Genomic DNA, 12,176 nt, shown 5'->3' with positions numbered 1-12,176 from the left:
AAAACGATCGGTGCATATAAGTAAGGAATAAATTTATACCCATTGATCAATGCGCGATACTCTTTTTCATTGACCCACTTTGCTGCAGCAACTTTTTCTTACTGCAAACAAAGTTCAGGGTTAGCGCCGGTCCATTGAACAAAATAGAGTTCATTCCAGCCTTCTTCAAATTTCACTGTTAAACGACTAGGGATTTTCTCTAAAGAAAGTGTCATCCCTAACTCTTCTAATAGTTCCCTTTCTGCCGCTTGATAACAGCTTTCACCAGCTTTGACGGTCCCGCCAGCAGGATAATCCCAATAACTAGGCCAGCCTTTTTTTGTGGATTGTCGTTTTTGAATCAGTAATTCTCCGGCTTCATTAAACAATAAAACAGACACCACAACTCGGTAGCCGTCATTAGGGACTGGCGTATCCCGCAACATCGTCGCAGCTGTTGGCTGCTTTTGTGCATCGTAAACCGTCAGTTGTTCCATCAATCGATCCTTTCTTCCATAAAATAAAACTGGAAAAGCAACTCTTCGAGCTGTGGTTATCCATGAGAATATTTACTCTATCCATTATAAAAAAAATTGTAGCATAGCAAGGGAGAACACCTTCCCCCTGCAAATGCTACAATCTTGCTGATTCCTCAAGATCACTCTTTTTTTATGTCACTGTTTCCTATCACAGCAATGGGACTAACGAATTTCTACTTGTAGTGATTCTTCTAGCACACGTGTGATCTTCGACATTGCTTGATTGATTTCTTCATCTGTCAATGTCGCTTCAGGATTAGCAAAAGTCAATCGATAGGCCATTGATTTTTTATTGCTATCGATGTTCTTTCCTTGGTACACATCAAATAGATGAATGTCCGTCAAGAAACGGCCTGCTGCTTGTTCAATGGTTTGCAGGATTGTTTGGTTCGACGTCTTCTCATCCACCAACAGTGCAATATCCCGGTTAACTGATGGGAATTTCGAAACTGCTTGATAAATGAGCGCTGCATTTTCAGTTGCTAACAAACGATCCAAGTCCAATTCAGCAACATATGTCTCAGTCAGATCATAAGCTTTTGCTGTACTTGGATGGACTTGGCCTAGGTAACCGATCACTTCATCCTGTAAGAGGATAGCAGCGGCTCTGCCTGGATGAAGTTCTTTGATTGCTGTTGTCTTTTCATAAGTAATCTGATCCGTAAGAGAAAGACTTGCAAACAAGTTTTCCAAGATCCCCTTAATATGATAGAAATCGACTTTTTGTTCAGCTTCTTGCCAATCTTTTTCGGTGATGGCGCCAGTGATGGCTAGTCCTAGATGATTGTTTTCTGTTGGTAGCTCCCGAGGGTCATCACTTGTTTTGTAAAAGACGCGCCCCACTTCGTACAACGCAACATTGGCATTTTTGCGGGCCAAGTTATAGGCAATGTCGTCCAGCAGTCCTGAAAGTAGATTCATTCTTAAGACACCACGCTCTTCTGTCATTGGCCAATCCAGACGGGTAACCTGACTCTCTAACCAACAAAATTGACGGGCTTTTTCTTCGGTTGTCAATGCATAGCTGATAGCTTCACTCACACCATTTCCTTCTAGGAGTGTTCGTACTTTGCGAGTCAAGCGTTGTTCTTTGGTTAAGCTCCCCGCAACTGTCTCACCACTTGGAAGTGTCGATGGCAGACGGTCATAGCCATAGATACGGGCGACTTCTTCAATGATGTCAGCTTCGATCTGAATATCCCAACGTCTAGGTGGCACCACAACTTGATAGGTACCTTCATTTTCTTGGTAGCCAAAACCTAAGGCGTCAAAAATCTCATTGGCTTCGGCAATCGTGATTTGTGTTCCTAAGTAGCGATTGATCCGATCTAATGTGATCGTGACTTGAACATCCTTAGGGGTCACTTCAGCGCCTTTGACAGCACCTTGTAGAACTGTACCGCCAGCTAGCTCCGCAATCATAGCAGCGGCTGCATCACAAGCCTCCGCGATCGCAGCCTGATTGATACCTTTTTCGAAACGGGAAGATGACTCACTGCGCAAATTGAATTTTTTAGACGTCAAACGAATCGCTAGGGGGTCAAACAAGGCGGCTTCTAAAGCAACAGTTGTGGTATCTTGTGTGATTTCTGAATCTAACCCACCCATGACACCAGCTAAAGCGACTGGTTCTTTTCCATTAGTGATCACAATGTTCTTATCATCTAGCGTTCGTGTCTCTCCGTCCAAAGTGACCAACGTTTCTTGCGGTTTGCCACGGCGAACGACGATTTCTTGGCTACCCAATTTTTGATAATCGAATGCATGAAGGGGTTGTCCAAACAGCAGCAAAATATAGTTGGTAATATCAACGACATTGTTGATTGGTCGAATGCCTTCATTCATCAAACGGTTTTGCAACCATTGCGGACTTGGTGCAATCGTTACGTTTTCAATGATCCGAATTTGATAGGCTGGCGCATCCTTTTGATTTTCTACGCTGACTTTGATCTTGTCTGCGGCTTTCACAGCACTTTCATTCAGTTGAATGGTCTCAAATTTTGGTGTTTGTCGATAAATGGCTCCTACCTCGTAAGCGACCCCCCGCATACTTAAGGCATCGGCCCGGTTTGGAGTGATCGACAACTCGATGATGGCATCATCCATATCGAGATAGGGAAAGACTTCCTTCCCCACTTCGGCATCGGTAGGCAAGTAATAAATACCCTCCGCATATTCTTTAGGGATCACACTATCAGAATAGCCTAATTCCTGCAGCGAACAGATCATCCCATTGGATTGTTGTCCGCGCATCTTGCCTTTCTTGATTTTGACATTGCCCGCGATCCGTGAACCTGGGAGTGCCACAATCACTTTGATGCCGCTTTTGATATTCGGCGCACCGCAAACGATTTGTGATAATTCAGATTCACCGATATCTACTTGGCAGATCGATAAGTGATCTGAATCTGGATGTGGCACACATTCTTTGACTTCCCCAACAACGATTTTCTTCAATCCCGCTGCTGGCACTTCGATTCCTTCGACTTCGATCCCTGTGACTGACATTTTATCTGCCAGCTCGTTTGGTGAGATCTCAGAAAGGTCAAGATAGTCATTTAACCATTTGTAAGATACTAACATATTTATTCCCCCTTGAACTGACTGATGAAACGTACATCATTTTGATAGAAATTCCGAATGTCGTTGACGCCATAGCGCAACATCGCAACCCGGTCAGGTCCTAAACCAAATGCAAAACCTGAGTATTCTTTGGGATCGATCCCGGACATTTCCAATACATTCGGATGTACCATTCCAGCGCCTAAAATCTCGATCCAACCGGTGTGTTTGCAGACATTACAGCCGGCTCCCCCACATTTGAAACAGCTGACATCTACTTCTACTGAAGGCTCTGTAAATGGGAAGTAGCTTGGACGCAAACGAATGCTGCGATCAGCCCCGAACATTTTTTGCATCATGACTTCTAGTGTCCCTTTAAGATCACCCATCGTCACATTCTTATCGATTACCAGTCCTTCGATCTGATGGAACTGATGACTGTGAGTCGCGTCGTCGGTGTCTCTCCGGAATACTTTTCCTGGTGAAATCATTCGCAATGGCCCTTTGCTGAAATCATGTTTTTCCATGGTACGAGCTTGCACCGGTGAGGTGTGTGTCCGAATCAAGACTTCATCTGAAATATAAAAAGTATCTTGCATGTCTCTTGCTGGATGGTCTTTTGGCAAGTTCATTCGTTCAAAATTGTAGTGATCTTTTTCGACTTCGAATCCTTCAACCACTTGATAGCCCATCCCCACAAAAATATCTTCGATTTCTTCCATGATTTGCGTCAAGACATGACGGGTCCCTTGTGGCATCTGCTTGCCAGGCAATGTCACATCAATCGATTCTTCAGCCAATGCCTTTTCTAGTGCGGCTGCTTCTAATGAAGTTTTTGCTTCCTCAATCGCTTGTGTAACCGCATCCCGGATCTCATTGGCATAGCTGCCGACTTTTGGACGCTCTTCTGCTGACAACTCTTTCATTCCCCGCAAAACTTCCGTGATGGGTCCCTTTTTACCAAGGACATCGACACGAATTTGATTCAATTCATTGATTGAACGGCTTTCTTTGATCTTTGAAAGCGTTACTTCTTTCAATGACTCTAGTTTCTCTTGTAAAGACATGTTTTTCCTCCTTATTCTTTGTGAATAGCTGATAAGTCAAGACGAAAAAAAGACCCCGTTCCTAAAAAAGGAACGACGTCTCGTGTTACCATCCTCATTCGTGGACAAAGTCCACGCACTCACTTCTACTAACGACAGTAGGACTGCCGACTGATTCTTGTTCAGTAAGCTCCAGAAATGAAATTCATTTTTCGAATACAGAACTTGCTTTCAGTCTATGACAAGTCTCCCTTTCCTGTTTCAGCCAAACTACTAGTTTCCATCAACGCTTTTTAACTATTCGATTGACCTTAGTGTACCTAATTATTTGCCAGAAATCAACTGCATTCTTCTTCTCTGACCCAAGTTTCTGCCCAGCGCTTCACACTCATCATACTTTTTTCAAGTGCGACCCCTCTTGGTGTTAAACAGTAAAGATTGTCTTCTTTGCAGACGATTTCTTCACGTTCTAATTCTTTCAAGCGCTCCACCAATACCCGATCGCTCACTTGGGGGATTTTTTTGGCAAGATCCACAAACCGTTGTTTGCCATCTTCAAGAAGCACATCAATGATCAAGCCATTCCACTTTTTTCCTAGAATCGAAAAAGCTTTTTCAAATTTAGGACAAAGGGCGTAATCTGTTTCCACTTTTATCATTTTCTATCACCTCTTTGCATCATTATAGCACATCGCTTACGAATTGTAAGGAATCCCGTTCGAGGTCCTACCATTCGATTATTTTCTTAGCGGCTAGTAAAACCAGATATGTCTCAGTCACAGGTTTCTGCAAAGCTTGTTCTAACGCTTGGCAATACAGTTTTAGCTGTCCATAATACCGATCCCGCATGCGCTTTTCAATCTGTGCTTCACTGCCAAATACAGCATCCGTCTTAAAATCATACAAAATGATTCGATCTGGCAACTCCACATAGCCATCAATAATCCCGTGGATCAATAATTCGGCATCTGGTTCATCAAATCCTTCAAAAATAGTGGCAGCTTCTTTTAGCATTGAAAATGGCTGCTCCCGTTTTACCTGTGTTGCATACTTGATCAAAGTCTGCCCCACGGCTGTTTGATAGAACCACACGATGCTCGCTTGATCAATTTTGTCGGCAACATCTTTCGTAAAGAGCTGACGTTCAACCAATTCATCGATAAAAGCTGCTAAGGATGCTTCCGTCGGTACTTCAGTCAGCGGCAGCATTTGCATAACTAGATGCGTAGCACTCCCGATCGAAGAAGCTTGCGGTTTTTGTTCTTGTAAAAAACGCGGTTTAGCTAATTCAGTCTCAACATAACGAAAGCGCTGAGGTGCCAATTTTTGATCCGCGGAATGCCATTCCAGTAAAGTAATATCTTGATCGTCCGGATCATTATATAGACGTTTTAACTCTGAGACCGACTGATAGCTGGTGGTTTGAGTCGCTTTGCTGTAAGGATACTGATAGTCTAAACGGTTCAGCAATCTTTCTGGGGCTGTAGTACTTGGTGTCGGAGCCACAACTGCCTCTGTTGGCGGCTGCACCTGCAATTGCTGATCAATCTGATCCTGATTCCACCAATGGATCTGGAATCTTGCAGGATGATGGATCGTCATTTTTCGTTCACTGGCATCAGTAAAAACCTGCTCCATCTCTGGATGACGAATCAATGTCAAACCGACCCAATCCATTAGACTGCCTCTTGCAACTAAACGTAAAGCCGGGTCAAGGACTGTCTGACTTTGTGTCAACCCCGCTTGCCAAGCTTTAAAGGCTGCCTGCCGATCCTTATAAGAACCAACTAAATACAGTTTCTGCTCGGCCCGTGTCAATGCTACGTATAGTTTACGCATTTCTTCAGAGAGAGCTTTTTTCAAACGAACTTGTTTGATGGCTTGAAAAGGAATCGTTTCATATTTGATATTTTCCGAAGCATCGATATATTGGATACCTGCGCCAAGTTGTTCTTCAAAAATATAACGCTTTTGAAAGTCTTGGTAATTGAAGAATTTCGTTGTATCCAATAAGAAAACAACGGGAAACTCCAATCCTTTACTAGCATGGACAGTCATGACCCGCACAGCATTTTCAGCTGGCGTCGCCAACGGTTCTGCCAAATCTTTATCTTTTTCTTGCATTTTTTCAATAAACCGAATGAATTGATACAATCCTCGGAAACTGCTTTTCTCATATTTCTCTGCTCGGTGGATCAATGCAATCAAATTGGCATAGCGCTGTTGCCCTGCTGGCAAGCCAACCACGTAATCCAAGTAAGCCGTTGTATCATAAATATCCCATAATAAATTAGGGATCGGCAGTCTGCGAGCTGCTTCCCGCCAACGATTCAATTCGCTTAAAAAATCATCCACTCGTTTGCTTAAAGCGGAAACAGTCCCCTTTTGGTTGTCTTGATAAGTCAAGACCGCTTTGTAAAACTCACTGGTACGATCCGCTAGCCGAATCTCTGCTAGTTCGTCTTCCGTTAGCCCTACCATAGGTGAACGGAGAACAGCCACTAATGGAATGTCCTGATAAGGATTATCAATGATTTGCAACAATGCGATCATTGTTTGGATCTCTGTTGCTTGAAAATAGTTCTGTGCATCATTGACTTCAAGAGGAATCCCGAATTTTTTGAAAACATCTAAGATGACCAAATTATTTTTGCGGGTAGGAGTCAGTAAAACGATATCCTGATAAGTGACTGGACGTTCTTCCCGTCTTTTTTTATCATAGATCATAAATTGGGATTGGATCAGTTCTTGAATTTTGATTGCGGTGACGTGAAGTTCTCCTTCCGTTTTGTCTTCAATCAAATTCGTAGTACTTTCAGCTTCTTTTTCATAGATCAAAAGTTCCGGAATGAATGCGTCGCTTTCAGGAAAACTCGGAAATCCCGGAACTAAAGCCGCTGCGTCATCATAAGGGATCTGTCCAACTTGTTCGTCCATCAATTGTTGAAAAACCAAGTTCGTAAAATCAAGCACTTCGCGGCGCGAACGGAAATTTTCTGCTAAAACGATTCTTCGTCCCCCGTTTTGATGTTCAAATGCCAAATATTTTTCTATAAACAAAGTGGGGTCTGCTAAGCGAAATGAATAGATCGATTGTTTGACATCCCCTACCATGAACATGTTTCCATGGTCTCCTGAAACTTGCCGAACCCAATACAGAATCGCTTCTTGCAGTCGATTGATATCCTGATACTCATCCACGAGCACTTCTTCAAATTTATCGCGGTAATAAACAGAAGCATCGCTGCCTGTGCCATCACCCAATAAGATTTTCAACGTGAAATGTTCTAAATCATTGAAATCCAACAACCCTTTTGCTAGCTTGCGGGCTTGAAAAGCAGTCAAAAACTCTTTGGTCATCTCTGCCATAGTCGCAACGATCGGTTCAGATAGTTGCAGCATTTGCAGCATGTCTGCTGGTGGATAAGGAAAATATCCCTTGAGTTGTTCTAATAGTTTTTTGGCATCATCCCGCAACGGTTTGATTTCCTGTGAAAGTTCTTTTTGTTCTTCTTTCCGATAGCTTGGGTAGCGATCAAAGGTCAAATGAGTCAAGCGATCATATAAGACGGATAGATCGTCTGTTGACAGAACTCGTTGAATTTCTTGGACTTGAGAAATCTCTGCTTGAACGAGTGCTGCTGCTTTTTCCATTAATGGTGACTGATCTGCAAATTGTTTGGCCGCTGCCAGCAAATGCTCTGCCGTTGCGGCAATTTCTACCAACGTCGGTTTGATTTGAGCCTGATAGAGGTGATTCTCCCCTAAATTGTCCGCGGCTTCATAATTTACCGCTAAACCGTCCAGCCACTTTTCTGGATCAGGGTTGGCGCGGGCAAAATCATAGAGTGACAAAATCAAATCACCAACCGTCTCATCGGAACGATCACTGGCGAAGTTTTCGGTTAATCGAAAGAAGGCTTCATCATTTGCTTCGTAGTGTGCATCTCGTAATTGTGTCCAGATTTCCTCTTTCAGCAGCAAAATCTCCGTTTCATCTGTCAGCATCCGAAATCCAGGATCCAAATCGATCAGATAATAAAAACGCCGAATGACCGTTAAACAAAAGGCATGTAGTGTTGAAATATTTGCGGTAGGTAATAATTGCAACTGCCGAACGAAATGTTGTCTTTTTTGCTCTTGGCTTTCTTGATTAATGGCCATTTGCAGAGCTACTTGGATCCGTTCTTTCATTTCTCTTGCTGCTGCTTCGGTAAAGGTCACGATCAGCAATTCGTCGATCTGACTTCCTGCTTTTAATTTCTCGATCACACGTCGCACAAGGACGGTGGTCTTTCCTGATCCAGCTGAGGCAGAAACAAGGAGATTGTCTCCTTTATCAAAGATCGCTTGCCACTGAGTATCAGTAAATGTTTCATTTTGTGGTTTTAGAGGGATCTTAGTCATTCTCTTCCTCCTTTAATCGCTGTAAAACCTCTTCTTTCGATAAATTCTCTAGACGATGATAATTATTTTCTTGCAGCATCACATCGAAATCGCAAATACTGCGAAATGGGCAAAACTCACAGGCGCGCTTTTTGTCTTTCAGCTTATAAGACGGATTCAAGGCAATTTCGCCGCTGAGAAGTTTCTCCGCACCTTGCTGCATATTTTTGCGGTTGTGCTGCCTCAACAAGCGAATCTCTTCTTCAGTGTAAAACTTGTTTTTGGCTTGTGGTGTCTTTTGGTACGTCCCGCTTTTGTCTTTGCGAATCGGAAAAACTGCCGAATTGCTGCTGTTTGACAATTCATGATCCAAAAGTGGAAACAATGAGGGTTCATCCAGAAACAACCCATCATATTTGAATTGCTTCAACCGTTCCTCTTCAGAGGATTTTTGACCATCTAAGACTGGATCATGGACATGTAAATAATAAGCCCCAGCCGGGCGCACATTTTCTGTACCAACTAGCTGCACAGCATCATTCAGCGCAACGTCTAAATAAGTGATCAACTGCATTGCTAAGCCATAGTATGCTTCTGTCAAATCAAATTCACGACTGCTTGATTTGTAATCTACGACTGAAAGCCACTGCTCTTCTTCGGTTTTTGCTGCATCTACCCGATCGATTTTTCCTCGCACATGCAGTTTGCCCCCACTGCTTAAAGGCAGCTCGATGCCATTGATCCCTTGAGCGCCAGCGATCTGTCCAAACAGTACTTCGGTTTTTTGCGGTGAGAAGTGCATTTTTTGTCCTTGCTTCGTTAATGCCCAAGCTACTCGCTGAATCGTCTTACCTAGCTGATAACGAATAAAATTCATTCTGGCCGAACTGGACAATAATGTATAGCGGACTTCTCCAAAAATCTCTTGCAACACTTTTTCAACAAATTGGAGCCGTTGATCCATGGTCAATTGCGTCAATGAGATGTTCTCACTGATCAATACTTTGACAAAGCGATCGAGTGCATCATGGAAAAATTCACCAGTCATCGCTGAGTTAAGTCCATAGATTTCCCGCTCTTTCAAGCGTAGTCCATAACTGACAAAATATTTGTATTCACACTGGTAGAATGTCTCCAGTTGCGAAATCGAACTGTAGATGGATGGCCCATATAAAGCAACGGCTTTATCTTGAGACAACGGGACTGGAATGTTTTGATGGGTCTGGCTTTCAAATACTCTAAGGGCTAATTGCTTTTCAGGCGAATGCAATAAAGCCTGTTTGAATCGTTGCCACTGTGCCGGCAAATTCTGTCGTTCTTTTCTTGCCTGCTGACTTAGATTATTCAACTGATAGATTAATCCCCGATACGTGCCGACGTAGGCTTCTGGATCACTGGTTAAAGATAAGATGCCCCGGTCTTGTAAAGAAACATCTAACCATTCAAGCAGACGAGCCAGATATGGGGACAATTTGATATTTTGCTGGGTATCAAAATTGCATGCATAAGACAAATAGAGTTTATCCGTGGAAGACAATAAGATCGCATAAAAAAGAAACGGCTCTTTGGCGCTACTTTCGATAATCGTATCGCGTAGATATTTTTCTCCCGCAAACAATTGATTGAGATGTTGTCTTTCTTCGTTAGTCAACAATGTTTTATTTTCGATCCTTCTTGGCAACACCGTCTCATTCAATCCTGGTACGAAAGTGATTTTTGCTTGCCGAGGTCGTACTAGATCAAAACGATTAATATTGACTTGATCGATTGCTGTCGGAATTTTCCCGAAAGTCAGATTCTCCAAACCCGTCATCAATACTTCTTCAAAGAGTGACTGTTCGAAAGGATCATCGCCATAAATAGCCACAAATTCATCTAAAAGATCGATCAAAGCTTGCCATGTTTGTTCATGGTTGCGAGCTTGTTCTAGTTTTCCTTGTGAGATTGCTTGATCTCGCCAATGAATCAATTGCTGTTCAACACCTGCTGAAAGTAAAAATTGGTATAAAGCACCTGCAGCTTCCCGGTTCGTCTTTGTCTCTTGAATGTTTTTCAAGGAGCCAAAAATATCTTGACGGAAATAGCGGCGCAATTGATTCGTATAATCTGTCAATTCAGCGATGCCAGATGCGTTTTCTCCTGTCAATGTATAGTCCACTAAGAGCCAGTCTCTCTCACGGGTCCAATCTTTTCCTTGGAAGTTATGAGCCAGTGCTTGGTTTTCTGTAATGTCTACTAATTGTCGAAATGCATCCCGGGCAGCCAGCCAGTCTTCTTGTTGTTGGAATGCTTGTGGCAAATAAAGTTCCGTACGCAACAGTCGAAAAATGTCATTTAAACGAAAGCCATAATCTGCACAAGCAAAGAAGGCATTCAAGAATTCAACGAGCGGATGCTGAGCCATGAGTTGCTCTTCGTCAATATAAAACGGAATCTCATATTCTTTAAAAATCGTTGGAATATATTGATGGTAGATCTCTGGTTGCAGTGTCAAGACTTGAATGTCTCGATAACGCAGTTTTGCTCCTTTTTGCTCGCTGATCAATGCGCGGATTTTCGCAGCCATTTGCCGGACTTCTTCTTCAGGATTGCCAACTTTCCACATTTCTAGATACGGTGAAACTGGTTGCTGCTGCTGATAATGGAGCTGATTCTGGGTTTTACGCCAAAAGGATTCCACTTCATTGTATGCGGCAGCTTTCTCTAGTGTCACTTGCTGTGCTTCAGAAGGTGAAAGCTTTTGATCCAAATAAATGGCGACATTTTCCGTTCTAGCGTCAAGAAATAATTGATGGTAACTGCGGCCCGATTCATAGAACAAATCTAATGGTGAAGGTAATTCTTGGGGATATCCATGATCTAAAAGCAAATCGACAACGACGTGCCCTTGTTTCATCAATTCTTTTAATACACTCTGTTCTTGAGTTGAAAATGCTGAAAAACCACTGATGATAAATAATGATTCCGAAAGATCAGGCCGATCGTTCATTAATTCATTGGGTTTAGACCCTTGCTGCAGATAACGTGTTAGTAGTGCCAGCGGTTGTTCCACTTGCAGTTCCCGGGTCACCATTTCTAATTCGAAACGCTGAAAGATCAATGCGAGTTCGGAAAACTTTAACGCATCCTCTCCGTTGCTCCTATTCATCGTTCCACCGAGATGCAGATCTTCGGTTGCGATATTACTTGTCTGCATTTCTTGATAAAGAGACAACAGTTGTTGAATAAACCCAGGTTTATTGATTTCTCCTCGAAAAAGAATCAACTCCTCTTCCAAATCGAGAAGTATTTTGCGAAGGATCATGGTTGCACCGGTATCTGTAATGGCCGTTTTTGACAACCAGCCAGTTTGTTGAAGATAGAACCAGGCCAGACGGTGAAAACTATAGACTTGAGCTCGAATCGAGGCAAAATCTCCAGTGCCTTGTTTTAGCGCCTGCAGAATCTCTCTTTCTCGTTCAAACTTATTGTAGTTAGGGACAAGAAAAAAGACTTCTGTTTGTGGCTTTTCCAACCAAGCGTTAGCTGCATCCAAAATCGCTTGTTCGTGATCGCAGCGTCCATCGCCTAGTATAAATCGTAAACTCATACGAAGACTCCTTTACTTTTATCGTCGCTTCTATCGTAAGTAAAGATCAACTCCTGCATCTACCAAACCTGCGCA

The 12,176-nt window shown here is 42.8% G+C and carries 6 protein-coding genes; all 6 read right to left on the bottom strand.

From position 1 onward, the window contains the following. Positions 1–98: 98 nt before the first annotated feature. The 6 genes from AB5Z52_RS09230 to AB5Z52_RS09205 all read right to left on the bottom strand — a co-directional run bounded on the left by AB5Z52_RS09230 (position 99) and on the right by AB5Z52_RS09205 (position 12,101). Positions 99–476, bottom strand: coding sequence for an NUDIX domain-containing protein (locus AB5Z52_RS09230; protein WP_003126682.1), 378 nt, complete (start codon positions 474–476; stop codon positions 99–101). A 204-nt stretch (positions 477–680) separates the two neighbouring features. Further along, entirely contained in the window at positions 681–3,101 is a 2,421-nt protein-coding gene (gene pheT, locus AB5Z52_RS09225; RefSeq protein WP_005473231.1) for a phenylalanine--tRNA ligase subunit beta, read from the bottom strand. A 2-nt stretch (positions 3,102–3,103) separates the two neighbouring features. Further along, positions 3,104–4,147 (bottom strand): phenylalanine--tRNA ligase subunit alpha, encoded by a 1,044-nt coding sequence (gene pheS, locus AB5Z52_RS09220; RefSeq protein WP_086269201.1) that lies wholly within the window; start codon positions 4,145–4,147, stop codon positions 3,104–3,106. A 317-nt stretch (positions 4,148–4,464) separates the two neighbouring features. Next, positions 4,465–4,785 carry a helix-turn-helix domain-containing protein gene (locus AB5Z52_RS09215; RefSeq protein WP_003126685.1) on the bottom strand — a complete coding sequence of 107 codons (321 nt, stop codon included), beginning with the start codon at positions 4,783–4,785 and terminating at the stop codon, positions 4,465–4,467. A gap of 67 nt (positions 4,786–4,852) precedes the next feature. After that, the gene (addA, locus tag AB5Z52_RS09210) at positions 4,853–8,533 is read right to left on the bottom strand and encodes a helicase-exonuclease AddAB subunit AddA (protein WP_086269202.1); all 3,681 of its coding nucleotides are present in this window, start codon (positions 8,531–8,533) and stop codon (positions 4,853–4,855) included. Beyond that, on the bottom strand, positions 8,526–12,101 hold the full coding sequence (locus AB5Z52_RS09205) for a PD-(D/E)XK nuclease family protein (protein ID WP_117474639.1): 3,576 nt from the start codon (positions 12,099–12,101) through the stop codon (positions 8,526–8,528). Before AB5Z52_RS09205 ends, addA begins: the two co-directional genes overlap by 8 nt. Between the last annotated feature and the right edge of the window lie 75 nt (positions 12,102–12,176).

The sequence above is a fragment of the Enterococcus sp. RTP21361st1_A6_RTP21361_211029 genome (assembly GCF_040910045.1).
In the GTDB taxonomy this organism is placed as follows: Bacteria; Bacillota; Bacilli; order Lactobacillales; family Enterococcaceae; genus Enterococcus_D; species Enterococcus_D gallinarum.
Note: the sequence above shows the minus strand (reverse complement) of the source record. Positions and strands in the feature narration are given on the sequence as shown.

Coding starts and splice junctions, on each gene's coding strand:
- AB5Z52_RS09230 (WP_003126682.1), bottom strand. CDS start 476: ATGGAACAACTGACGGTTTACGATGCACAAAAGCAGCCAACAGCTGCG.
- pheT (WP_005473231.1), bottom strand. CDS start 3,101: ATGTTAGTATCTTACAAATGGTTAAATGACTATCTTGACCTTTCTGAG.
- pheS (WP_086269201.1), bottom strand. CDS start 4,147: ATGTCTTTACAAGAGAAACTAGAGTCATTGAAAGAAGTAACGCTTTCA.
- AB5Z52_RS09215 (WP_003126685.1), bottom strand. CDS start 4,785: ATGATAAAAGTGGAAACAGATTACGCCCTTTGTCCTAAATTTGAAAAA.
- addA (WP_086269202.1), bottom strand. CDS start 8,533: ATGACTAAGATCCCTCTAAAACCACAAAATGAAACATTTACTGATACT.
- AB5Z52_RS09205 (WP_117474639.1), bottom strand. CDS start 12,101: ATGAGTTTACGATTTATACTAGGCGATGGACGCTGCGATCACGAACAA.